At 47.0% G+C, this 24656-nt stretch carries 18 protein-coding genes; 10 read left to right on the top strand and 8 right to left on the bottom strand.

The window, feature by feature from the left end:
* The first annotated feature begins 31 nt into the window (after positions 1-31).
* The 7 genes from KD145_RS00875 (at position 32) to KD145_RS00905 (ending at position 8724) form a co-directional block, all read left to right on the top strand.
* Complete coding sequence (locus KD145_RS00875) at positions 32-997, top strand: DUF5996 family protein (protein WP_212004047.1); 966 nt, start codon at positions 32-34, stop codon at positions 995-997.
* A gap of 64 nt (positions 998-1061) precedes the next feature.
* Positions 1062-2075 carry a S9 family peptidase gene (locus KD145_RS00880; RefSeq protein WP_212004048.1) on the top strand — a complete coding sequence of 338 codons (1014 nt, stop codon included), beginning with the start codon at positions 1062-1064 and terminating at the stop codon, positions 2073-2075.
* 898 nt (positions 2076-2973) lie between these two features.
* Positions 2974-3639 (top strand): CRISPR-associated endoribonuclease Cas6, encoded by a 666-nt coding sequence (gene cas6, locus KD145_RS00885; protein ID WP_212004049.1) that lies wholly within the window; start codon positions 2974-2976, stop codon positions 3637-3639.
* Between the two features lie 7 nt (positions 3640-3646).
* Positions 3647-4231: a hypothetical protein gene (locus KD145_RS00890; RefSeq protein ID WP_212004050.1), complete on the top strand. Its 585-nt coding sequence runs from the start codon at positions 3647-3649 to the stop codon at positions 4229-4231.
* The gene (cas3, locus tag KD145_RS00895; protein ID WP_212004051.1) at positions 4218-6386 is read left to right on the top strand and encodes a CRISPR-associated helicase Cas3'; all 2169 of its coding nucleotides are present in this window, start codon (positions 4218-4220) and stop codon (positions 6384-6386) included. Before KD145_RS00890 ends, cas3 begins: the two co-directional genes overlap by 14 nt.
* Positions 6353-7651 carry a hypothetical protein gene (locus KD145_RS00900; RefSeq protein WP_212004052.1) on the top strand — a complete coding sequence of 433 codons (1299 nt, stop codon included), beginning with the start codon at positions 6353-6355 and terminating at the stop codon, positions 7649-7651. Before cas3 ends, KD145_RS00900 begins: the two co-directional genes overlap by 34 nt.
* Positions 7652-7656: 5 nt before the next feature.
* Positions 7657-8724: a hypothetical protein gene (locus KD145_RS00905; RefSeq protein ID WP_212004053.1), complete on the top strand. Its 1068-nt coding sequence runs from the start codon at positions 7657-7659 to the stop codon at positions 8722-8724.
* 335 nt (positions 8725-9059) lie between these two features.
* On the opposite strand, the gene KD145_RS00910 is transcribed toward KD145_RS00905, so the two are convergent.
* Complete coding sequence (locus KD145_RS00910; protein ID WP_212004054.1) at positions 9060-10700, bottom strand: acyl-CoA dehydrogenase family protein; 1641 nt, start codon at positions 10698-10700, stop codon at positions 9060-9062.
* A 129-nt stretch (positions 10701-10829) separates the two neighbouring features.
* Between KD145_RS00910 and KD145_RS00915 the strand changes: the two genes are divergently transcribed.
* Positions 10830-11153, top strand: a complete 324-nt coding sequence (locus tag KD145_RS00915; RefSeq protein WP_212004055.1) for a hypothetical protein — start codon at positions 10830-10832, stop codon at positions 11151-11153.
* Positions 11154-11231: 78 nt separating this feature from the next.
* Here the strand turns inward: KD145_RS00915 and KD145_RS00920 are convergent, their stop codons facing one another.
* Positions 11232-13304 carry an outer membrane beta-barrel protein gene (locus KD145_RS00920; RefSeq protein WP_212004056.1) on the bottom strand — a complete coding sequence of 691 codons (2073 nt, stop codon included), beginning with the start codon at positions 13302-13304 and terminating at the stop codon, positions 11232-11234.
* A gap of 202 nt (positions 13305-13506) precedes the next feature.
* Between KD145_RS00920 and KD145_RS00925 the strand changes: the two genes are divergently transcribed.
* Together KD145_RS00925 and KD145_RS00930 are read left to right on the top strand one after the other, a co-directional pair.
* Positions 13507-14571, top strand: coding sequence for a sensor histidine kinase (locus tag KD145_RS00925; RefSeq protein ID WP_212004057.1), 1065 nt, complete (start codon positions 13507-13509; stop codon positions 14569-14571).
* Positions 14568-15281, top strand: coding sequence for a LytTR family DNA-binding domain-containing protein (locus KD145_RS00930; RefSeq protein ID WP_212004058.1), 714 nt, complete (start codon positions 14568-14570; stop codon positions 15279-15281). The genes KD145_RS00925 and KD145_RS00930 overlap by 4 nt, the downstream gene beginning before the upstream one ends.
* A gap of 38 nt (positions 15282-15319) precedes the next feature.
* Here KD145_RS00930 and KD145_RS00935 read toward each other — a convergent pair whose 3' ends face one another.
* The 6 genes from KD145_RS00935 to KD145_RS00960 form a co-directional block, all read right to left on the bottom strand.
* Positions 15320-16441: a TlpA disulfide reductase family protein gene (locus KD145_RS00935; RefSeq protein ID WP_212004059.1), complete on the bottom strand. Its 1122-nt coding sequence runs from the start codon at positions 16439-16441 to the stop codon at positions 15320-15322.
* Between the two features lie 38 nt (positions 16442-16479).
* Positions 16480-17394, bottom strand: a complete 915-nt coding sequence (locus KD145_RS00940) for a hypothetical protein (protein WP_212004060.1) — start codon at positions 17392-17394, stop codon at positions 16480-16482.
* Positions 17395-17412: 18 nt separating this feature from the next.
* The gene (locus KD145_RS00945; protein ID WP_212004061.1) at positions 17413-18864 is read right to left on the bottom strand and encodes a RagB/SusD family nutrient uptake outer membrane protein; all 1452 of its coding nucleotides are present in this window, start codon (positions 18862-18864) and stop codon (positions 17413-17415) included.
* Positions 18865-18872: 8 nt separating this feature from the next.
* On the bottom strand, positions 18873-22394 hold the full coding sequence (locus KD145_RS00950; protein ID WP_212004062.1) for a SusC/RagA family TonB-linked outer membrane protein: 3522 nt from the start codon (positions 22392-22394) through the stop codon (positions 18873-18875).
* A 325-nt stretch (positions 22395-22719) separates the two neighbouring features.
* The gene (locus tag KD145_RS00955) at positions 22720-23880 is read right to left on the bottom strand and encodes a FecR family protein (RefSeq protein WP_212004063.1); all 1161 of its coding nucleotides are present in this window, start codon (positions 23878-23880) and stop codon (positions 22720-22722) included.
* Between the two features lie 99 nt (positions 23881-23979).
* Complete coding sequence (locus KD145_RS00960) at positions 23980-24582, bottom strand: RNA polymerase sigma factor (RefSeq protein WP_212004064.1); 603 nt, start codon at positions 24580-24582, stop codon at positions 23980-23982.
* Positions 24583-24656: the final 74 nt, after the last annotated feature.

The following is a 24656-nucleotide window of genomic DNA, read 5'->3' on the forward strand; positions in this document are numbered from 1 at the left end:
GTGTTATCATTGTTGAACATCAAAGTCAACTATGCAGCACACTGTTTTAACATCCGGCCAGTGGCCGGTTATCAAATTTGAAGACTGGAAGGATACACTGGCTACTGTACATCTGTGGACACAGATAGTGGGTAAGATCCGCCTCCGGACGATGCCCTGGCTGAACCATTCCTGGCATGTCACACTTTATGTAAATCCGTATGGGCTTGGTACAGGAAGTATGCCTTACCGGGATGGTATCTTTCAGATCGATTTTGATTTTGTCCATCATCAACTGGTGATTATTACCAGCAATGGGGAACGGGAAGCCATAGGCTTAAGGCCCAGAACGGTGGCTGATTTTTATACCACTTTGTTTGAAAAGCTACAGTCGCTGAATATAGAAGTCACGATTTATCCTGTGCCCAGCGAAATACCCGACGCTATTCCGTTTAACGAAGACGAACTGCATCAGTCTTATGATCAGCATCAGATGGAGAATTTCTGGCTGGCGCTGGTCAGGATGCATAATGTGCTGACCCGTTTCCGTGCGAGTTTCACGGGTAAATGCAGTCCCGTTCATTTTTTCTGGGGTGCTTTTGATCTGGCCGTAACGCGGTTTTCAGGGAGGGATGCACCCGAGCATATGGGCGCTGCACCCAATATGCCTACTATTGTTATGCAGGAAGCGTATTCCAAAGAAGTGAGCTCCTGTGGCTTCTGGCCGGGTAATGAGCAGTATCCGCAGGCTTGTTTTTATTCCTATGCCTATCCGGCAGCTCCTGATTATGGTACACAGCCGGTACAGCCGGCAGAGGCCTTCTACAGCCTGGAGATGGGAGAGTTTATGTTGCCTTACGATGTAGTGCAGCAGGCCGATAACCCCGAAGAGACATTGATGGCCTTTTTACAGTCCACCTACGAAGCTGCCGCCAATACAAGCCACTGGGACCGTAAAGCCCTGGAATGTGATCTGTCAAGGTATGAAGAGGCTTATGGTTGTTATAAGGAGGGGTAGTGTTGGTTTCCGGAGGGTTTCGGGTTAGTGGGAAAAAGTATATCTTTTGGGAAATTATCTAGTTGTGAGAAAAATTATCAGATTATCCCTTATCCTGCTGGGCTTCCTGGGGGTCGTTTCCCTCTACGCCAATTTTTTACATCCCCTGTTTTTCTTTGGTAAAAAGCCGTTGGTAAACACCAACAGCGCCTTCCTTGCCAAAGGAAGGGACATCGCCTTCACCAGCGGAGATGTCACGCTGAAAGGCAAAATTTTTACCAAGGCCCCCCAGGGTGCGAAAGTGCCGCTGATCGTCTTTTGCGTAGGTTCCGGTCCCAATTCTTCCCATGCCACCAGCTATGCCCGCATGCTGGATACTATGTTCCTGCAAAATCTCCCGATGGATAGTATCGCGTTACTCTGTTTTGATAAACGGGGTATTGGTGAGTCGGATGGTGACTGGTACAACGCCTCCTTTGAGCAAAGAGCCGCAGATGCCAAGGCTGCAGCCGATTACGGTGCTACACTTCCTTTTGTGGACCCTAAACGTATCATTATTGTGGGGCACAGTCAGGGTGGCTGGATTGTGCAACTGGCATTAGCCCAATATCCGGAAACATTTGTGGGTGGTATTTCTATGGCTGGACCTGTATTCAGCGTACGCCGGCAACTGGTGAATGACCGTTCCAGCTCCCTCGCCTGTCATGGTATGGACACTGTATCGGCCATTAAAAAAGCGGAATGGGAGGTCAGCCGGGATATTACATTTTCAATGCTTTTCCCTTTCATGGAAAACTGGAAACAGCTTCAGGTGATCAAGGATTTTGAACCGGCACCTTATCTGAAAAAAATAAAAACGCCTATATTGTTACTTTGGGGCTCACAGGACCCGCTGGTAAGTCCGCAGTGGTGTCGGGAAGCATTAGCCGCCAATTTCCCACAGGGCCTGCCGGCCAACTTTGATACACTCACCATAACCGGCGCCAATCATGGCTTTAAAATAGCCGGATGCTGTTATGAAGGTTCTTATGCCCAGGTGCCCTATGCTGCAGCATGTAAAGTGGCTATGCTCAGCTGGATACGAAAAAAATTTTTGTGATAGAATAGTACCTTTTTGATTGTAATACGTTTTAAGGACGAGATCGGTAGATTCTCAAATAGAGAAAGAGTGCTCCGGTTAAGGCTGTCATTGACCTATAGACAGTTTTACAGAAGTTCAGATTGTAAGAATATCAACCATTAGAACGAATGTAGCAATACGATATTTTTTCCCATTCATTTTTTACCCCCAAAGACGCTGGTTTATTTCCAGTGTGATTTTCTTTTGTCCATTGTTTGTGCCTTTTATTGTTAGTTAGTCGTCGATAGGTTGTAGTCGAAACAGAGTGGATATGATTCAGCATTGTTTAATTATTAGTGTTAATGGTAGGTCGTCGATGTTTGGGGTGAGTCTTATTATCTCACATCGACGACTTTTAAAGAGTGAAAATTGTTGAAAGAGGATTTTTGGGTGTTTGATAATGACGTAGATGGTTTTGTGGGGGGATAGGGTTTTAATCGTACAAGGGTGAATTGAAATAAAAAGTCGTAAAGCTTTCTGGCATCGGAATATATTGTTTTAATTGTACAAGGATGAATTGAAATGTGGTGAATTTTCGTAGTGGAACACAATTATCCAGGCCTTAATCGTACAAGAATGAATTGAATTCTCCAGCGTCCAAGGAGTGGAATGGCTTGCCTATCTTATAAACTATACAAAACAACAGCCGATTGCTGAGTAAAATTTTTAGGGGTGGATAGTACTTTTTTATTCTGAGGACGTTAAAATGTCAAAAAAATAGATAATTCTCATGATGACTTAGTGAATATCTGAGATTCACTAAATCAGGAGAAAGAAATCCCGTCCGCTATCATATTCATATTGGCTTTGGATCATTCCGGAGACGGAATTTCCGTGCCTGTTCTCTACCATTTTCGTCATTTAATAAATCACGCATATGCGACTATTGCTACCAGTAACTAAAAGCAAAGCCACCATTTATTTTCATCAGCATCAGGTATTCCTTACCGGGGCCCTTCATAAATGGATAGGCTTTAAAAATGATGTCCATGGCCAGTTAAGCCTGCATAGCTTTTCATGGTTGCAAAATGTAGATATCACCAGAGAAGGGCTGCGGACAAGAGACGATTCCTATTTTTTTATCAATGCTTATGATACCGCCCTGATTAAAAAAATTGTGCGTGGTATTCAGGAAGATCCTACTATTTGTATAGGTGTATCCGTAACGGATATTCATATTGAAGAAACGCCCGTGTTCCCTTCTAAAAAACAGTTTTATCCGGCTAGTCCGGTATTTGTAAAGAAATACCTGGATCGCAAAAATGAGAAACATGTTATGTATACAGATCCTGAAGCTGCTACCTGCCTGACCACTGTATTACAGCGAAAGCTAAGGCAGGCAGGCTTATCCGATCAGGGAGTTTCCGTTTCTTTTGATACTACTTACCCTAAGGCCAGTACGAAATTAATTGCTTACAAAATGGTCAATAATAAGGCGAACTTATGTCCTGTAGTGGTAGAGGGTACGCCTGAACAGGTGGCATTCGCCTGGGAAGTAGGAGTGGGCAACTGTACTGGAATTGGTTTCGGAGCATTAAAATAGAGATACCATGGAAAAATATTATGTGGTCATGTATAGTGGTCCCTTTGGCTATATCAAGCCCTGGACAGCCGTTAGAGACAGTGAAACATTCAGCCAGCAGTTCTTAACCGTTTCGATAGTGGAAGGGCTGGAGAAAAAGTTGTTCCCTGAATTGTTGACAGAAACCGGCGATGTGAAAAAAATACGGCGGCATCGGATTAACTACTGTGGGATTGATATTCAGCTGGAAAGAACCTGGTCTAAGGGTGGATTTAAGTTCACGAAAGAAAAAGGAATCTATAAGACCAATCAGAGCACTTTGAAGCGAGGAGTAATGCTAATGCCGCATCTGTATCTTGCCTTTGGTGAAAGGGAGGATGCTGAAAGAGCATTCGAACAATCAATCTGTCTATGTCGTAACGAGGATTTATTGTTCCCCGGGTTTATGAAAGAGATGGAATCTGCTTCGTTTGATAGTATACCAGGTTTTGAACTACTGCCTGCAGACAGAGATACAGGTTTTAAAGTAGGGCATAATCGTTTTGCTGGTGGAGCAGAAATGTACGGAAAACTGTCTGTAACTGGTAACCCCATACGAAATGAGCAAGAATAAAAATGCCTGGCAGAACCTTCTGGCCAAAAAGAAGGTTCAACTTCACATTCATCTGGAGCAGGTCGCTTTAGCCATTGAATGCATTGCACAAAACCTTCATTACTCATTCGATAGAGGGTTGGCAAGAAAGGGAGCCGTGTTACACGACGTAGCTAAAGCCCATCCTCATTTCCAGCGGAAAATCAGAAAAAAAAGAAACACCACCTTAGTGGAAGAAGTGACCTGGGGATTTATACATCGTCATGAGTTGTCTTCATTGGCTTTTTTGCCGGCTTTTCCCCGGTCGGAATGGGACGTGTTGATCGATATGGTTGTAGCACATCACCGGTCCATTATTCATGATCCGAGAGAACAAGGTATACTGGACCTTGATAATAATGATCGCCATTGGATAGCGCTCCATCTATACGCCTGGGAAGACTGGTTCCCCTACGGCCGCAGCATACTCAATCACTTTGGGTATGACTGCCCGGAAATTTCAAAGGAAGAAGCTGGTGCTGCGATGCAGTATGCTGTGGAGTATTGCAGTAGAAAGAAAAACGGTTGGTCTCCATGGCGGGGACTGCTGATGGCGGCGGATCATTTCGCTTCTGCTTTTACCTACAACACCGGTGACCAATTGCAACATTTGTTTGTGAAACCGGATTTATCTGTGTTTCACCCTAAGGCTAAAAATCCGCTTTATCCATTGGCAGATATTCCGGCGTCTGACAACAGACAACATACATTGGTAGTATACCCTACCAGTAGCGGAAAGACATACTTTTTAATCCGGCGTTGTAAGGGCCGTATAGCGTATATGTTGCCTTACCAGGCATCCATCAATGCCATGAGTGAACGTCTCAGGGAAAAGGGACTGGAGGTCAGGATTCAGCATGGTACTTCTTCTCTGGTGGTGAATAAAAACAATGTTGCTGAGAAAATGCTGCAATCGCTGGTGGGGGCTTCTGTTAAAGTAATGACCCCACATCAGGTGGCAGGCATTATCTTCGGAACGGCCGGTTTTGAAAGCGTTATGCTGGACCTAATGGGATGCGATGTTATTTTGGATGAAATCCATACTTACGCCGGTATTTCACAATCCATGGTAGTTGAAATCGTAAAAACATTACTACGGTTACATTGCCGTATTCATATCGGTTCCGCAACAATGCCTGCCTGTCTGTACAATGCATTGCTGGAGGTATTAGGAGGCCCTGAACAGGTATATGAGGTGAAGGCCACTCCGGAAGTCCTGGATACTTACGACCGGCATATCATTTTCAAACTGGAAGATGATACCGGTGTGCCGGAGCTTTTGCAGAAAGCTATTGCTGGTAAAGAGAAGGTACTACTTGTTTTTAATACAGTGGAAAAAGCTCAGCGGGCAATGTTAAAGTATGAAAAAATGTTTCCGGCTATACCTGTTTTGCTGATACATGCCGGATTCAGCTGGATGTTCAGATACGCAGCAGAAGAACAGCTGAAACAGCTCAATAAGAAAAAAAAGTCACCCTGTATTGTTATAGCTACACAGGTGGTTGAAGTAAGTCTTGATATCAGTTTCGACCTGATGGTAACAGAATGTGCCCCACTGGAAAGCCTTATTCAGCGAATGGGTAGAATACATAGGGAACGAAAGGAACGTACCCAGGGAACCTATAAACCTATTTACGTTCTAGCGCCCAAGGGATCTCCCGCCCCTTATAAACAGGAGATTTTGGAAAAGAGTTATGCCCTGTTGCCGCCGGATGGAGAACCGTTAAGAGAGCGCGATCTGCAGGAGAAACTGGATGCTCTTTATCCAGCACTTGATTTACCGGAGATGGATATGCACCTGATTTATAGGGAAGGTCGGTATGCTATCCGCGAATTAACCAACATCCGTCAGGCTACGCTGTTAAAAATAATGGGAGCGGATAGTCTGACTTGTATCCTGAAGGAAGATGAAAAGAGCTACCTGGAAGCATCCTGGGAGGAAAGACGGAAAATGGAAATTCCTATTAGCTGGTACCAGGTTAAGATAAATAATCTGGAGTCCACGCAGCTGGATGTAGGTTCCAAACCCTTTGTTGTTAAGCAATCACGGGAATTGCATCAGAAATACGGGTTGTTTTTAAAATCAGATAATACAGATTCATCATGTACACAAGCTATATCGGCAAAAAATTCCTGAAACATTATAACCATAGGGAGAAAACGAACTTTACGGCAAAGGAATTTTTCATGCAGGAGTTTTTTGATCTCTTTTTTACCGATCACTCCCATTTAATGCATGTATCCAATTCCCCCTTCCACTATAAGCCAGGACAGGGAGCTGTAGAGATGTACGGTTCCAAGTCGCTGGCTCAGCTCAACGAGCTGAAAACTTCCATTGAGAGCAATATAGTCTATATGGGAAATTACGTTGGTGGCCCAGCAATGGATATGGATAATACCACATCCGGACAGATAACCAACATGACAGGGATTTTGCAGGAAGAGGATATTTATGCCTCCTGGATTGGCGCCGCTTTGGGCATAGGTGTAAATGGAAGCTTTGTTATGTTGATTGATGAAGAAGAATTGCTTTGGATGTTGTTTGAAGGTTGGGAATGTTACCGTAAATACCTCCATCAAACACCGGGTCTGAAAGACAAACAAATTGAAACCTGGAATGGAAACTGGATTTGTCTTCGGTTGGAAAATCCAAACGCTGCTGATGACCTGTTGCCAATTGAACCAGTGGAGGTTTTAGGAAAATTGGCTATCCCCACAGAGTCATGGGCTAAGGTGACTTTTATGTTGGCTAAATATTTCTCTCAAAAACAAATACTGACTGCGTACGCATATAATTTATCTCAAACCAATACCACACTGGGTTTTGTTAATATTTTTTTATATGAAGTGAATCGAATGTTTGAGTGGCGGGAAAATACTTTTTTAGGAGAAGACATTATACTTCAGGAGAACCAGATTACCCGGCTTCAGACATATTATAACCTAAAGACGGCCTGTAAAATGGGTGCCATCGGGCTGAAGGCATTGGAACCTAAATATCTCCGGGAATTTATGCCTAAACCAATTGGCGGAGGAAAAGACTTTGTATACTCTGCCAATACTGCTAATGATTTTCAAATCTTCAAAATATGGTTAATTGCTATGTTAAACAAAATTGAACTGCTGAATCTGGCTGATGAAGTGGCTGCAGCCCTGAAAGAATTTGCTAAAAGTGATAAGAAAGGAAGAAGTATTAAAGATCAGCTTAGTAAGGAAATACGGGAATCCCGATCACCGCTCCAGTTTATTGATAATCTCAGAGAATTGCAGGATGAAGTACCTATCCTCGCGGATACGCTCTCCATTGTAATGAAGGAAGCATTGACAATGCCGCGGGACCATTTCCCTTTGTTTTTATGCCTTATTCGTTTTCAATATTCCTATCGGTCTGCTAAAAATTAATAGTTATGAATACATCTCCATTTATTTATCTGAGAGGATTAAGACACGTATCCCATTCCGTTTTTGCTGTAAATGAAGGACAGAAATTTTATTTTGACCCCCAGTTTGGGCGACGGATGGCTTATTCCAGCGGTCAACAGGTTAAACGGGCTATCATGGAAGGGCTGAATATGCCTTTTGCAGCCATTACTTTCAACTGGGAAATTGATAAGAAAGAAAATAAGGCGAATCAGAAAGAACCTCATTCTCCTTGTGATCCTACTTATGCTGACCAGCTGTTAGGAGGTTATATGAAAGCAGGTGCTAATATTATGGCTGTTAAACGCAGGAGCCCTCTGTCCATATCTGCCATGAGACCCTTACATCCTTTGCTGGGTGGGATTGCCAGCCCTACAGAAAACATCACATTCGATCGTACACAACACACAGGGAATCATAAAGTAAAAGTATTCTGGACAAAAGGGAAAGAGCGGGGAGATGAACTCAGTACCGGGGAGCTGGAAGAATGGCTGGAGTCCAACCAGCGATCGCTTCCAAACAGAGCGTTTATCATGGATCAGACCCGGGCATCAGGATTGTTTGTATATGATATGGCCATTGATCTCCGCACACTTTTCTCTGTGTCTACAAACAAGTTTGAGCCGGAGCTTTACCCGGAAATAGAAGCTAAATTGAGAGACAACGGTTGGAAGGAAGGAAAAAACGCTTTCGGAAACTGTCTCATATGTCCAAAAGAAAAACGGGAAGAAATTATTCCTGCTTTAGCTAAGGCAATCATTAACTGGCGTATTTCCACCAATCAATCCAGGACTTATGACCCTATGGCCACTGTAGCAATAGTGATAAGCGATAATGCCAATCAGGTGGCCTATGCTATTCGTGGTGATCTGCGTGAAGATACAGAAAGGGCACAAGCCGTTCCTGTTATTGATACCACTGCTAAAGCCGATTTTTTTGTGACGCCCTTGGCCGCCAGCTACATTGTGGGAGCAACTGGCAATGCCGATGCATTGGAAAAAGCGGAGAATAAATTGATACAGCTGATGTCAGCGTTTAAATATGAATCAAATTAAATCTTTTGTCACTTTAACCTGTCGTCGATGTGGTGGATAGTTAATTTTCCTGCATCGACGACTTTTGAAAACTATAAGCTTTATAATGAACTAGTTGTATTGTTAAAGAATTGAAAATGGGCACTATTGAATATTTGAATTGGACTATAGAAGAATTGAAATGATTCCTGCTCAGGGTTATCATTCTTTTTTAGTGTATGCTTTAATCGGACCATATTAGGAATTGAAATTTAACTGAACCACCACGTTCTGGCATTGGTGTGCTTAGTTTTAATCGAACCATGTAGGAATTGAAACGAGGAAGTTTCATGTCAAAAAAAACTGAGTCGAACTGTTTAAGAATTGAAACTATACACCGCTGCTATCACCTCGTCCAACCCATTCCCATCTTCGAGCGTCCCCCAGGTGAGGTGCCCTTCTGTAGCCAGTCTTGCCTTGCAGAACAGTTCTGCGAGTGCGGGCGCGGTATGTATTAGTTCGATGGCTTGTATGGCGAGGGCCATTTTTTCGGTGATGATACGGGCTTTCAGTTCGTAGTTGGTGGGTTGGTGGAGGAGTTGCTGTAGTTTGTTGAGGTGTTGATTGAGAATGGGGTGCTGACCTTTGGCGCGTTGAAAGTATTGCATGAGGGCGTCCATACTTTGGGGTTCTTTATGCATGGCGCGGAGTACGTCGAGGGCCTGGATATTGCCGGAGCCTTCCCAGATGGCGTTGACAGGTATATCGCGGTAGAGGCGGGGGAGGATGGATTCTTCCACGTAGCCGTTGCCGCCGAGGCATTCGAGTATTTCGCCCATGGCGAGGACGGCCCTTTTGGTATTCCAGAATTTACCGATGGCGGTGGTGATGCGGGAGAAGTACAGGGCTGTTTCGTTGGTGGTAGCTTCATCGAAGCTTTGGGCGAGGCGCATGGCGAGGGTGGTGGCTGCGGCTGATTCGAGACAGAGGTCTGCCAGTACATTTTTCATGAGGGGCTGGTCTATCAGCTTGCGGCCGAAGGCGCTTCTATGGCGGCAGTGGTGGATGGCTTCTGCGAGGGCGCGTTGCAGGGTGGCGGCTGAGCCTACGGCACAGTCGAGGCGGGTATGACGTACCATTTCCATGATGTTGGCGATACCGCGGCCTTCTTCGCCGATGATCTTTCCCCAGGCTTCGTGGAACTCCACTTCACCGGAGGCGTTGGACCTGTTGCCCAGCTTGTCTTTGAGACGTTGGAAGCGGAGCTGGTTTTTGCTGCCGTCGGGGGTGAAGCGGGGAACGAGGAAACAGCTGAGACCTTTATGGGTCTGTGCCAGTACGAGGAAGGCGTCGCTCATGGGAGCGCTGCAGAACCATTTACGGCCGGTGATGCGGTAGATGCCGGGGCTCACGGCGTGGGCGTGGGTGATGTTGGCGCGTACGTCGGAGCCGCCCTGGGGCTCGGTCATGGCCATGCCGAAGGTGACACCTCTTTTGTCGTAGTAAGGGATATGCCTTTCGTCATAGGTGTTGGAAAGAACCAGGGGCAGCCATTCTTCGGCGATATCGGGAGATATTTTTAAAGAGGGCACTACTGCAAAGGTCATAGTCAACGGGCAGCTGCTCCCTTCGTCTATCTGTTGTTTGAGATAGGAGAGCACGCTATGGGCCAGGTATCCGCCCTGCGGCGCAGTCCAGGCGATGGAATGCACCTGATGTTCGATAGCAGTGGCCATCATCTGATGGTAAGCAGGGTGATAGGTGACGGTATCGAGGCGGTTGCCGAAGCGGTCGTGGGTATGTAATACCGGCGTGTATTTATTGGCCAGGGTACCGGCTTCCTGGAGTTCGTGACTGCCCATGAGCCGGCCCAGCTGTATGGCCCTTTCGGTGGCTGCGCTGCCGCCATAGGCTTGCAGTGCGTGTTGCAGATGAGGATGGGTGGAGAAGGTATTGTAGTTTTCCAGCACAGGCACCTGGTTGGTGACATGCTGAAAGTCGAAACCGGGACCAGACATAACAGAAGATTTTGTGTACTTAAATTTAAGATATTTACCTTTAGAAAACACTAACTCCGTAGCATATACGAATAATGGACGTAAAGGAAAAAATCATACACAGCTATATCCTGGCTTATAATAATATGGATGTTGACAAGATGCTGGAGAATATGGATGCTGATCATTTTCGAAAATATAACCAATGGAGTGGTGAACCTGACACTGCATGGCTTGACTGATTTCAAAAAGCAGGCAGAACAGACCTTGTCGTTTTTTACAGAAAGAAAACAAACCATTAGCGCAATAAGACAGGAAGGCGATCAGGTAACGATCGGGATCGATTATTATGCTGTGCTAGCTATAGACCTGCCCAATGGCCCTTCAAAAGGGGAGGTGCTGAACCTGAAAGGTCAGTCGGTGTTTACCTTCTCCCCGGAAAATACCATAACCAGACTAACAGACATCAGCTAAAATTATCACCTTGAAAAAAATAGGTTGCTGTCCTGTTGGCCATAGGCCCACAATGTTTCCCGGATGCCCGTGATTGAGTTATCCCGCCCTGCGCTGTTCTTCGGAAGGAGACGATGATTTGCTTGCCGCTTTTCCTTTGCCAAAACGATAACTGAAATTAACCTGCACCCCACGACTGAAAAAACGAATATACCAGTCCTGACGTAGCCGTTCGTAGTCATAATACGAAGCCTCATCTTCACTCTGTAACAAATTGGTAAATCTGACAGCTATAGATCCGGTATTACGGAACAACTGCTGCCGGATACCGGCATGGACCATATAATACCCGGTGGTGGTAGTGGAAACTACCCGTTGCCCGGATACAGCTCTGATCTGGCATTCTGCCTGTAAATGAGGCGTGAGGCGGAATTGCTGGTTACAATTGATATTCCACGAAATCAGACCGCGGCGGTAAGGCATGTCTCCGGAAAAGGATTGACTGAAGAAGGTGACGTCATAGTCTGCTGACCACCAGGAAGTCCATTGGGTGTTATAGCTGATGTTGAGGTTCCAGGCGCCGGACCGTTGTATATTGACGGGAGTTCTTGTGATGGTTTTCTGATTGTCATCCAGAAAGGGCAGGGTGGCAATATAATGACGGTAAAAGTCATATCCTGCTGTGATAAATAGTGTTTGACGCCAGCCATAGGTAAGGGCGGCATTGTAGGCCATTTGCGGTTGTAATTGCGGATTGCCTGTAAAATACAGCTTGGGGGAAAGTGGGTAACGGAAAGGGTTCAACTGTGTATAGGATGGACGATCAGTCCGGCTATTGCACTTGAGTTGCAGGGTGTGTTGCGGATGGAAGTTGTACGTTATAAAGAAGGAGGGGAATAATTGCAGATAACGGCTGTTGAGCAGTATGCCTGCCGGATGCTGCTCACTGTGGTTTTGAGTATACTCTGTACGGATGCCGGCCTGTAGTTTTACAGCGGTATAGTTTTTACTAAACTGAAGGTACCCTGCTGTAATAGTTTCGCTGTTGCTGATGATATCAGGGTGGAGGGTGTCTGGCCGTTGGTAACTGTTGTTATTGCTGATAGCGACACTACTATATTTGAAGCCTGCTGTAACGGTAGTCTGGTGTGCTAACGGTAACGTATAATCGGCCTTGACGGCATAGATGTGCAACTTTCGTTCCTGTGTCAGATGCTCATCGTTAATGGAGGCATACTGATGGGAGCTGCTGTTATAAATGGAATAGTCCGCGGCGACCGTCAGCTGTTGCCCGTTGCTGTCCAGCTGCTGCTGCCATTGCAGGCCGGTAATATAATGATAAGGCTTGCTCTCAACCTGGTTGCCGGTAACGAGGCTATCTGCGTCTGACCAAAGTAGAGACTGCACCCGGCTACGGCTCTGTAGATAACTCCCCATAGCGGAGAAGGAGAGTGTAGCCCTGGGGGATAGATATATATCGGCACTCAGGGCCGGACTAAGATTGTTGCCCTGCCTACGGAGACGGTTATACGTTTGTTGTCTGCTCATCAGGCGATGGTCAGGATATAGGATATCAGTATTGATCGCTGTGGTGTAAAAATTAGTGGTATGTTGTGCACCGAGGTCGAAGGTGAGATTATACGATTGGTTTTTGTAACCAAGATTGATGCTGGTGTTGTATTTAGGGTACCATGCCTGCCCATATCCTGCGCTGATACTGCCGTTTAGGTTTTCCTGCCGGTTGGTTTTCCGGATGATGTTGATGATGCCTCCATTGCCTGCTGCATCATAGGCAGCTCCGGGATGGGTGATGATCTCTATTTTCCGGACCTGAGAAGCCGGCATGCTCCTGAGCAGGTTTTGAAGGTCTTCAGCTGTCAACGCCACATTTTTACCATCTATCAAAATTGTCATTCCCGGACGGCCATTCACGGAGAGCTGGCCACCTTGTCCTACCTGCACGCCGGGCAGCTTTTCCATTACCTCCAGTAAACTGGCCCCTGCAGCAGCAATGGTGTTTTCTATTTGTACAATTGTTTTATCAGATTTTCTTTCTACCAGTGGCCGCCAGCCCTGGATGGAGACTTCCTTCAGCTGCTGCTTTGTCCGGCTGGTATCCTGTGCTGTGGCCATATCGGTGGCTAGCAGCAGGGCACATAAAATGTATTTCATACTATACAGGTTTGCTGCGAATGTCGGCAGCTATGAGCTCCGGTTTTTAAGCCGTCGACAGACAGGGAAACAGCAGGGTAATACGCAAACCCATATATGTTATAATCATTTCAGGCGGTGATTTTGCCTGTCGGGCAGGTGATACCGGCTATTGGTGGAATAGGATAGATTTTCCAGGGAATTAATAGTACATTGTTGCATTATGAATCTGCTGGAAAACATCAACAAGTTTCATAAAGAACATCGGATACCGGCCCACTTGTTCTTCTGGCTGGGCGTATTACTGCTTTCTACCGGAGAAAGAAATTATTATTACCGGGAAGACTGGTTCTCTCTGCAAACCTATGCCTACAACGGACTTACCCTGCTCACACAGGCGCTTACTTCCTATCTGCTGGCTTATCTTGTGATACCGCTTTTTTTTAGGAAAAAACAATACCTGACTGCAGTACTCTTGTTATTATCGGGCATGTACGCGATCTGTATTTTATCAAGAATCATCACGGTGTATCTACAGGAACCGTTGTCGGGCACACTTCCCAAGGCAGGAGAAACACTACTGGAAATTGTCACCAATGTCTCCAAATTATGGCATGTTTATTTTTTCCGGAACTTTTCTGTAGCGGTGGTTTTTCTTTTTTTAAAACTGCTGAAAGACCAGCAGTTCCTGCAACAACGGTCTCTCCTGATGGAGAAAGGCAAAGCTGCTGCGGAACTGCAACTACTGCGGAACCAGCTGCAACCGCATTTCCTGTTCAATACGCTGAACAATATCTACGCGCTGTCTTTTATTGATAATGCCGGTACATCGGAGTCCATAGGGCGGCTGTCGGATATGCTCGATTATATTTTATACCGCTGCAATCAGCCTTTTGTAAAGTTATCGGAGGAAGTCGACCTGCTGCATAACTATATTGCACTGCAAGCATTACGGTATGATAAAAGGCTGCAGGTGGGCTTTACGGCCAGTGGCCATGAAACAGCACTGGTGGCGCCGTTATTGCTGCTTACCCTGGTGGAAAATGCATTTAAACACGGCGTCACAGATAATGCGGGACATAAAAAGATTGATATTGTTATTACAGTAGCTGCTTCACAGTTGCATTGCCAGGTGCAAAATACCTGTGCCGTTGCAGCCCATAACGGCGGAAAGATAGGATTACACAATCTGCGTCAGCAGCTGGAGCTGATATACCCGGAAAAACATAACTTAGCCATAACAACCACAGAAGGTCTTTTTACGGTCACGCTGACGATTCAGTTATGAAAACAAAATGTTTACTCGTTGATGATGAACCACTGGCTATTTCATTGCTGCAACGGCATCTGGAAAAACTGGATTCTTTTGAAGTGGTGGCTACCTGTGATAACGCTGTCAGGGCGCTGGAACTGTTGCAATCGCAACCTGTTGATCTGATATTCCTGGACATTGAAATGCCGCAGCTTTCAGGACTTACCCTGTTGAAGACCCTGAAAAATGCCCCCGCTGTGATCATTACTACGGCCTACCGGGAATTTGCAGTGGAGGTTTATGATCTTGATGTGATAGACTATCTGCTGAAGCCTGTCACGTTTGACCGCTTTCTGCGGGCAATAGAGCGTTATCTGCGGACTACGGATAAACCGTTGGCTGAGGTATTATCTTCTACAGAAAAAAAATATATCTATCTCAAATCTGCTCATAAGTTCATCAAACTGCATACGGATGAGATCCTCTATATAGAGAGTCAAAAAGACTATATCATCGTGTATACCAGAGAAAAGAAGATCATGGCCAAATACCGCATCGGAGATATGGAGCAGGAATTAAAGGAAAAAGGTTTCCTGCGGGTGCACCGTTCGTTTATGGTCAATGTGGTTAATATTACCGCCTTCACGGCTGCCGACGTGGAAATCGGCACGGTGCTGGTGCCTATCGGCAGCAGCTACAAGGAATACATTTTCAGGGCCCTGAATGCCGACCGTTATTCCGGATAAAAATCAGGGCCGATCATTTGATCAGCCCTGATGCAAGTTTATTGCAGCAGTGATGCCAGTTTTTTCTCCAGTGCTTCGGCACGGAGATTTTTAGCGACTATTTTCCCATCGGGGCCGATAAGGAAATTGGCCGGAATGCCCTGTACACCGTACATTTTAGCAGCTTCATTTTTCCAGCCTTTCAGGTCTGATACCTGTGTCCATTGCAGTCCATCATCATGGATAGCCTGCATCCAGAAAGATTTACCATTTTCATTGTCGAGGGATACGCCCAGGATGGTGAAATTTTTATCTTTAAACTGTTGGAAGGCGGCTACCACATTAGGGTTTTCCTTGCGGCAGGGACCGCACCAGCTGGCCCAGAAGTCCACCAGTACATATTTACCTCTGAAGTCCTTCAGGGACACAGGATTGCCCAGCGTATCATTCTGAGTGAATACCGGTGCCATAACGCCAATAGCTGTTTTACGCTGTGTTTCCAGATGGTCGGCAAATTGTTTGCCGGCTTTGCTACCCCGGATATCAGATGACAACAGGTTGAACACTGGCGTTACTTTCTCCGGGTCCGGATCGTAGCCAGCCCATTCGGTGATGGCATCGAGGCTCACGCTGGTGTTGGGATGGGCTTTTACAAAAGTCGCCAGCACTTTCTGCTGTGCCTGGTCTATGGCTTTATTCTCTGCCTGGTACTGCTTTTTAAAGGCTTCCTGCTCTCTTTCTGCAGGCTTCATGGCATAGTATTTCTGGCTCAGCTCATCCGATTTTTTGTTGACATCCTGAGATGCTTTTTTATACTGCTGATGAACAGTATTGGCCGCGCCACCTTTGATAGTGGCATTCAGGATGGAATCGGCACTGTTAATAAGGATAGTACCTTTTTCCAGATAAAACACCAGACGGTTGGCGGTATAAGAGCTGGCAAGGGTATTACCGGTAAACAGAAAAGCCCTGGAGGCAATATCCGTTTTGCCGGTAAAAGTGAAGCTGCCATTGCTGATCACTGCGGAATCAATGATTCTTCCTTTGCTGTTGCTGCTGTACAGATAGGCTTTTTGGTAGATGTTGTCTTTACCTACAGTACCATTGATGGTGTAAGAGCCTTCCTGGGCCACTGCCATCAGTGGCAGAATACAGGCTGCTGCGAGCGTTACTTTTTTCATATTGTCAGTTGGTTTTCTATCCTAAAATGTCTTTGTTTCTAATTGCCCAGTCTCTGGCGGTAATAGTTACCGCTCTTCTGGATGTCCCAGCCGTAGCTGTTGAAGAACTTAATGATCACTTCATATTTTCTGGCGCGGGCAGGGCTGTTGTCCAGATATTTTGTTTTGATGTTATCGTAAGATTCGGTGGCGAGTAGTTTCATCCATTCGCCGAAGTCTACATCGAAGTTGGTACTACCGCCGATGGTGATAAAGCCGCCGTTGCGGGCTACTTCATCACGGGACTTGTCAAGGGCATCCTGATCTCTGTCTTTTTCGTATTGTTTGAAGATCTTGTCCAGGGCTTCGCCATTATCATATGCTTTGCCCGCCAATACAAATTCGGAGATGGGAGTTGCCATTCTGCCGGCTACCATGGGGCCCAGCGCACCCCATATAGCACGGGTCAGCGTAGAGTCCATATAGTAATGGTTAACAGGATCCGTTATCGGTAAGGCGCCTATCAGATGATTGGGCCAGCATACAATCAGCCTGCTGCGACCGAAATTGATAAGGTCTGCGGCCCAGAAACTGCCTCTGTAAGTCTTCACAAAAAATATTTCCATCGGGAAAAAGGTCTTTGCAAATTTCTCCGACACATTGGATAATAACGCCTGTGAATACATAATGGCGCTGCTTCGCTGGTCATCATCAATTTTACCCGCACCCCAGCGATTGATGGGATCAGTACCCAGGACACCGTTGGTGACTTCCTTCCAGTCATTGAAGTCCATGCGTATCCAGACATCGTAACGCTTAAACATATCTTTTACCTCAGCAGGTGCATCTGCAGGGGGCGTATAGCTTTTTGCAATACCCAGATCGGCTGTGAACCCGGGCTGGGGTTCTTTGGAGCAGCCTGCTCCGAAGAGGGCTGCCAGTACTAACAGGGAAGCATATATTGGTTTCATCATGTTTGATTTTGATTAATATCAGGGATTAGGCTGCATTTCAGGGCTGTTGTTCAGTTCAGACAGCGGTATCTGTAGCAGATAGCGGTTGTCGTTCTGTTTCAGCTGATAGAGCTGTCCGTTTTTGTACACATGTGTCAGCGCTGGTTTACCCAGTCTTCTCAGGTCCATCCAGCGGAGACCTGCATCAAAGGCCAGCTCTACACGGCGTTCTTCCAGGATACGCTGCAACAGGCTTTCATCTGTAAAGTCGGCTGCCTGTAATGGTACAAACTCACCCCTTTTGATACGGCGTGTCAGCAGATTGTTAAGGTCGGTGATGGCTTTGTCTTTCTGTTTCAGCCGTGCATAGGCTTCTGCACGGATAACATGTGCTTCACTGACTTTAAGTCCGATATAGTAGCTTGGATTTTCCTGCTTGGCGTACATGTTGTATAGGGTAGGCCCATACTGCTTGCCGTCCGGAGTGGTAGGATCATAGAAGGTGGCGAATATATACCGGCGGTAGTCGCTGCCTCCGTTGGGACGCGTACAGAGGGCCAGCAGCTCCGGAGTAGGCTTAAACATATTCATGGTATGGTAGTAGATGTTGAGGTTGGCACTGCCTCCGGTAAAAAACAGTACTTCATTTTTGTAGTCACCGTCTATTACACCTACGTTGCCCGTGAAAGCGGTGGCGTTACTCTTTTCATCGATGCGCGCCTGCATGCTGTTCATGTCCGAGAGGGGTTTGGTCACGATCACATCTGTGGCAGCAGCAATGGCCTTTTCATATTCGCCCATGAAGAGCAGCACCCGGGCACGCAAGGCCTGTACGGCGCTGAGATCAAACCTGAATTTATTGATGCTCTTTTTACCTGCCAGCAGTGTGGATGCCTGGTCCATATCGGCCAGTATCTGTTTGTATACTTTTTCCAATGGCTCCCGCACATTGTTTTGTGTATTTTGATGTACATTTTTTGCACTTAGTGGCATGGGCACGCCCGGAGCCTTCAGAGTGGCCTGGCTGTAGGGTTCTGCATAATAATTGACCAGATAGAAGTAAGCATAGGCCCGCAGGGCATAGGCTTCTCCCTTTACGGTTTCGTAGAGTGCTGTTTCATCACTGGCTGGCTTGCGCTCGTTGAAATTGTCCAGCACGGTGTTGGCATAAAAGATGGACGAGTAGAGCTGACCCCAGTAAGGATCGTTCTCCTGGCCGTCCGGCACTTTGGAAGGAGCCCAGGTAAACCATTGTTCCAGCTCTTTCTGCGGACTGGTAGTAGTGGCCAGGTTGGCATATACGTTGTCTGTCATCAACTCTGTTTTGATGAAGAAGTCAGCGCGGGGATAGCCACCCAGCAGCACAGACTCATAGTCGGCAATGCTCACCGGCACCATCCGGTTCACCGGTTTAATATCCAGCAGTTTGTTGCAACTGGCAAGGATAAACGAAAACAGCAGTAATGGTGTGAGATATCTATATTTCATCATACATCTGTTTAAAACTGTAAGGAAAAGGAGAATGAATAGGAGCGTGGCAGCGGCAGGTAAGTATTACCAAATGATACATTGGCTGATCTGGTGTCGCTGTACCGCATCACGGAACCGGTGGCTTCCGGGTCCTGCCCTTTGAGGGCGCTGTTTTTCCATACATGCAGGTTGTTACCTTGCAGCATGAACCGCATATTCTGAATGCCGCTTTTACGCAGACGGGGACTGTACAGATCGTAGCTGAGAGAGAGGTTCTGCAGACGCACAAAATCTCCCTTTACTGTTCTGAGGTCGCTGTTGTCATACATTTCTCCGTTGTAAGGCCGTGAATCGGAGAGGCCGGTGATGTTGGTCTCTGATTCCAGGCGGGGAATGTTGGTTTTAAGTTCATCACCCGGCTGCTGCCATCTGTTGGCCCATTCGGCAGACAGGTTCTGGGAAGCTTCAGGATAATTGAAGAGCACACCGGTAGAGAGGTTGCGCAAACGGATGACGTTGCCGAAACTGCCGATGAACAGCGCTGATAAAGTGAATTTTTTATAAGAGAAAGTATTGGTGAAACCGCCCTGTACTAATGGCATGGTGGTGCCGGAATATACCAGCCCGTCGAGGTTACGCATGCCGTTGGACACGGTTTCTCCGGGTTTGTTGGTATAGAAGGTGGCATGTCCGTCTTTATTGAGGCCCGCAAAACGATAAGACCACAACCCGTTGATGGGCTTGCCTATCACAGCGGCATCGCCGTAGTTGCTTCTTTGTGCATTGGTCAGGCTATACACGGTAGGCAGGGAGTATACGTCCAGTACTTCGTTTTTATTATAACCTGCATTGAGGTTGGTAGACCAGCGGAAGTTTTTGCTGTCGATGTTGATGGTATTGAAAGTCACTTCCACACCGCTGTTTTTCATAGAAGCCCAGTTCACCTGAATGGTGTTGAAGCCGGATACCTGTGATACGCGTTTGTTGCCGAGCAGATCTACACCTTTTTTGTTATAGTATTCCAAAGTCACCATGAAACGGCGTTTCCAGAGACCCAGTTCCAGAGCCAGGTTGGTGGTATAGTTTTTCTCCCATTTCAGGTTGGGGTTCTTAGGCGCATTGATCACGAGGAAATTGTCCTTGTTGGCCTGATCGGGCTTACCTACAGTGGCCACGATGTCGGAGTAGGCCTGTGCGGCCACGTTACCCTGGCTGCCATAGGAAGCGCGGACGGTGAGATAACTCAGCCAGTCCTTATTAGCAAAGAAAGGTTCTTCTTTCAGCTGGTAGTTGGCTCCTACGGCCCACAGTGGCTGGAACAGCTGGTTGGTTTTGAGACCAAAGCGGTTGGAACCGTCTGTACGGGCGTTGAAACTCACGGTATATCTGTTTTTGAAGGTATATCCTGTTGTACCGTAATAAGACACAGACGCCTGCTGATTGAGGTTTTCGGTCCAGTAGGGGACACCCAGTTTCTGCATCAGCGCAAACTGCGGCATCTGCTGCCTTCCGCGTTCATGCACATAACCGTAGATCTCCGTTGCTTCTTCTTCATATTTGGAAGTCCTGATTTCCTGTCCGGCCATCACATCAAAACGGTGATTGGCATTGAGTACCGGCATATAGGATACCTGGTTGCGAAGCGTGATGGAGTTGTTGTTATTGTTTTTGCCTTTACGGTAACCGCCTTCATTCCACAGCTGAACACCCACGTAATCGATGATGGTGTAAACATCCTGCCGTCTTCTTTTTACGAAGTAGCTGTTTTCGGTGGCGATATCTTCATCAGTAGTGTTCTGGTTGGCAAAGGAAAAGAGGCTGCTGAAGATCAGCGGATTCAGTGGCTTCCACTCCAGGTCTACTGTACCTCTGATGCCGAAGTTTTTGGAATTACGCCAGCCATAGTCACGGTTTTCCATGAAGTTGTATTTGATGCCGTTGTAATACAGGTAGTTGTAGTTACCGTTTTCATCATAGGCATTCTGGGCACGGGTGGTGTAGATGGCCCATTCGTAAGGGTTTTCACGGGAGTCGGCGGCAAAAAAGCTGCTGTTATCACGACGGTTAAAGTCCAGCATACCGCCCACACGCAGCGTAGGATGCAGTTTGGTATATACTTTCAGAGAGGCGGTATAGGTTTTCATACCTGTCTGCTTTGCAGTGGCTTGTTCATCCATATAGCTGCCGGAGAGGTAGAAAGTGGTTTTTTCATTACCGCCGGAGATATTAAGGTTCTGGCGATGGGTGAAAGCATTGCGGAAGAGGTATTGGAACCAGTCGGTGTTTACCTGTTCCAGCTGATTGACTTTTTTCTCGAAGTCGGCCCAGCTGAGTTTACGGTCATGCACGTCTATGAGATAACGTTCAAAGTCGGTAGCAGTGCCGTATTCACCGGTGCGGGGGGAGCTGGCGGTGAGCACGCCCCGGCGTACCATTTCCAGGTCTACACCGATTCTCTCCTGAGAATTCATCATATAGGCGTCTTCGATACGGGGACGCATATTGGCAGTTACAAAACTGGAGTAGTTAATCCTTGTTTTACCAGCCTGGCCTTTTTTGGAGGTGAGCACGATGACGCCGTTAGCTGCTTTGGTGCCGTAGATGGCGGTGGCAGCCGCATCTTTCAGCACGTTGATAGACTCGATATCTTCTACGTTGATACCACCGATACCGGAGGCAATCAGGTTGCGGTTGGTCATAATATCGTCTACGGAAGCGTTAATGGGATCGTCAAGGATGATACCGTCTATTACCCATAAAGGCTGCGTGTTTCCACTGATGGTGGATGTTCCGCGGATACGGATCTGCGGTACTGCTCCCGGTGCACCGGAAGTGCTCATCACTACCATACCGGGTACCTGTCCCTGCAGCAGTTTGTCGATGCTGGGCTGGTTGATGGTTTTGAGATTTTCTGTTTTGAGAGAAGTGATGGAAGAGGTGAGTGAGCGCCGTTCTACCTTCTGGTAGCCGGTTACCACTACTTCGCTCATGGTTTTATCTTCCTGTTTCAACACTACATGCATGTTGCTTCTGCCCTTGATAGGCTCTTCATGGTTCATATAACCGATGAAGGAAAATACAAGCACAGTGGTGTTGTCTGGTGCCTGCAGCGACCAGTAGCCCTGTTCGTTGGTGATGGCACCTGCAGCGGAACCTTTTGCTTTTACGGTTACCCCGATGAGCGGTTGTCCTTTGCTGTCTGTTACTGTTCCGCTGAGGGCGATAAGGGCAGGGGCTGTCACAGCAGCCACCGGCTTAGGTTTGATCAGAATGGTATTGTTGTCTTCAATGCTGTAGGTGATAGGCTGGTTACTGGTAATATGGTCCAGCGCTTCTTTCAGCGGCACGTCCGTTAGTTGTGCGGAAACAGTATGTGTGTTTTTAAGTGTTTCATTGCTGTAAAGAAATAGGAACCCTGTTTGCTGGCGAATACTACTGAATATTTGCTGTACCGGAACATTGCGCTCCGTGAGTGTCACCTTCTGGGAATAGACCCTGGCACTTACCTGCAGGCATAGGGCGAGCAGGAGCACTCCTGTAAGTTTCATCATGAGTAAAACTTTTTTTAGATATCGCTTGTCAGACAGGCTGGTGGTGGGATCTGACAGAGATCTGGTTGTTGGTACTGGTATACATAGGGGCAATAATCCCCCTTGGGAGAATAAACTTTCTCTCATATCTTCGTGTCGTTTGGATTTACGATGATGGTTTGTAATAAACTATTATCATACCTGGTTCCGGAATGCAAGCCTGGTCCAGGTTTGGTTGATCCTTCATGTACCGGGAACGCGCCAACGTTTCCGGTTTTTTAATGGTGGATGTCGTCTAGCTGTAATCGTATTAATTTAATATCATGGTGTGGCCCTCCTTGCCGTTTTATTGTAGGATGATGATCATATCTTTTGTTTGATGTCCCTGTCCGGCCCTGATCAGGCGGAACCGGGCGCTGCCGGTTTGTTCCAGCATAGCGATTACTTTGGACAGTGGCTGGTTTCTGGAGATCTGTCCGGTGTAGTGTATATCCGGTGTGACTTCATATTTTACGGCGACATCATACCAGCGCTCCAGGCAACGCATGACAGTTTCCAGGCTGGCATTGTCAAACAGGAAAAGTCCGTTTTTCCAGGCGATGGCGTCTGCGGCGTTGGTACTACTCACAGCAATGCGGGTATCGTTGTGGGCGGTGATAGCCTGCTGGCCGGGTGTCAACACCACCCCTTCAGGAGTGCCCGGAGCAGTGGCTTTTACGCGGCCTGTCACCAGCGTGGTGATGGTATAGTCCTCATTCGTATAGGCATTCATGTTAAAGCTGGTGCCCAGCACCTGTATTTCCTGTCCGGCTGTTTTTACCCGGAAGGGCAGGGAAGGGTTGGCAGCTACTTCAAAATAGGCTTCGCCCTGCAGCTCTACGGTCCTGTTTGTGCCGGTAAAAGCAGTCGGATAACGCAGGGAGGAAGCGGTATTCAGCCATACAGTGGTGCCGTCCGGCAGTATCACCCTGAACTGTCCGCCATAGGGCGTAGTCAGGGTATTATAACCGGTGCTGGCAGCAGGGTGCAGTACGGTGTATTGCAGCTGTCCACCGGACTGCCGGATGGCTGTTTGCTGCTGACCGATGACCTGATGGCCGCTGCTGTCCAGCTGTATGGTGGTACCATCGGCGAGGGTCAGCACAGCTTTGTCGGTGCCAGGTGCTTTGTCGGCCAGCGGTACCGTTGTAGTTTTCGGTGATTTCAGCAGGTACAGACTGCAGCCCAGTAATACAATGACGGCTGCAGCTGCCCACCAGTTGCGGAGATAACGCACAATGGATGAAGGAGCATGTTTCCCGGTAATATGTTGCAGCGTTGACTGGATAGCACGCTCCGGCATGGAAGCGCTTCCACTGGCGTTATACAGTAATCGGTCAATATTTTCTTTTAAGGCTGTTTCATTGTCTGGTAATTGCACCATGGCATCAAATTCCCTGAGTTCTTCGGGCGTGGCATAGCCGGCAGTATACCTGCTGAATAAATATTCCAGTCGATTTTGGTCCATATAAGCTGTTGACGGGCATAAAATGGTTGGTGGTATTTTGCCCGTTACAATAAAGATCCAGGTGACGGAAGTTTTGGGGGGTGTCTTTTAAAAAAAAAATTAATTGAGGGAATGAATGCTCCAGAGGAAGATGACTTCTGCGCCTATCAGTAAGGCGTCTTGTGTTTCCAGAAATTGACGGATATTTTTAACGGCAAGGGTCAGGTGTTCCTTTACCGTGTCGGGCCGGATCTGCATACGGCTGGCTATTTCCTCGCGTTTGAGACCTTCTTCACGGCTAAGGCGCCAGGCCATCTGCTGACGGGCAGGAAGCTGGCTCACCGCTTTGTTTACCAGTTCGTGGTAGTTGCGGTAAATAATCTGCTCGTCTGTTTCATTAGATACAGGTAGCGGCCAGTCCAGCGTTTCCAGAACCACCTTCAGACGGGTGCTGCGCCGCAACGCCTTGTAGGCATCATTGCGGGCAATGATAAACAGCCAGGATGGAATGTCCATGATAGCGGGCAGCTGTTCCTGCTGCTTCCATACTTTCAGAAAAACATCCTGCACCAGCTCTTCCGCAACGGATTCCGTTTGCGTCAGCATCAGTCCTACTTCGTAAATTTTCTGGTAATGATGGCGAAAAAAGACAGCAAATGCAGATTCATCACCTTTGGCTATACGGGCAACGATCTCCCTTTCATTATATTGACTGCCCTTCATCAGATAAAGTATATCCCCCTGCTCACAATATGGTTTGGCTGGTTTGTCGGCGCTAAAGTATCAAAATCTTTTTA

Source organism: Chitinophaga sp. HK235 (assembly GCF_018255755.1).
GTDB lineage: Bacteria > Bacteroidota > Bacteroidia > Chitinophagales > Chitinophagaceae > Chitinophaga.

Excerpts from the sequence above, each read along its gene's own strand:
- KD145_RS00875 (WP_212004047.1), top strand. The coding sequence starts at position 32 with ATGCAGCACACTGTTTTAACATCCGGCCAGTGGCCGGTTATCAAATTT.
- cas6 (WP_212004049.1), top strand. The coding sequence starts at position 2,974 with ATGCGACTATTGCTACCAGTAACTAAAAGCAAAGCCACCATTTATTTT.
- KD145_RS00890 (WP_212004050.1), top strand. The coding sequence starts at position 3,647 with ATGGAAAAATATTATGTGGTCATGTATAGTGGTCCCTTTGGCTATATC.
- cas3 (WP_212004051.1), top strand. The coding sequence starts at position 4,218 with ATGAGCAAGAATAAAAATGCCTGGCAGAACCTTCTGGCCAAAAAGAAG.
- KD145_RS00900 (WP_212004052.1), top strand. The coding sequence starts at position 6,353 with ATGTACACAAGCTATATCGGCAAAAAATTCCTGAAACATTATAACCAT.
- KD145_RS00905 (WP_212004053.1), top strand. The coding sequence starts at position 7,657 with ATGAATACATCTCCATTTATTTATCTGAGAGGATTAAGACACGTATCC.
- KD145_RS00910 (WP_212004054.1), bottom strand. The coding sequence starts at position 10,700 with ATGTCTGGTCCCGGTTTCGACTTTCAGCATGTCACCAACCAGGTGCCT.
- KD145_RS00915 (WP_212004055.1), top strand. The coding sequence starts at position 10,830 with ATGTTGACAAGATGCTGGAGAATATGGATGCTGATCATTTTCGAAAAT.
- KD145_RS00920 (WP_212004056.1), bottom strand. The coding sequence starts at position 13,304 with ATGAAATACATTTTATGTGCCCTGCTGCTAGCCACCGATATGGCCACA.
- KD145_RS00925 (WP_212004057.1), top strand. The coding sequence starts at position 13,507 with ATGAATCTGCTGGAAAACATCAACAAGTTTCATAAAGAACATCGGATA.
- KD145_RS00930 (WP_212004058.1), top strand. The coding sequence starts at position 14,568 with ATGAAAACAAAATGTTTACTCGTTGATGATGAACCACTGGCTATTTCA.
- KD145_RS00935 (WP_212004059.1), bottom strand. The coding sequence starts at position 16,441 with ATGAAAAAAGTAACGCTCGCAGCAGCCTGTATTCTGCCACTGATGGCA.
- KD145_RS00940 (WP_212004060.1), bottom strand. The coding sequence starts at position 17,394 with ATGATGAAACCAATATATGCTTCCCTGTTAGTACTGGCAGCCCTCTTC.
- KD145_RS00945 (WP_212004061.1), bottom strand. The coding sequence starts at position 18,864 with ATGATGAAATATAGATATCTCACACCATTACTGCTGTTTTCGTTTATC.
- KD145_RS00950 (WP_212004062.1), bottom strand. The coding sequence starts at position 22,394 with ATGATGAAACTTACAGGAGTGCTCCTGCTCGCCCTATGCCTGCAGGTA.
- KD145_RS00955 (WP_212004063.1), bottom strand. The coding sequence starts at position 23,880 with ATGGACCAAAATCGACTGGAATATTTATTCAGCAGGTATACTGCCGGC.
- KD145_RS00960 (WP_212004064.1), bottom strand. The coding sequence starts at position 24,582 with ATGAAGGGCAGTCAATATAATGAAAGGGAGATCGTTGCCCGTATAGCC.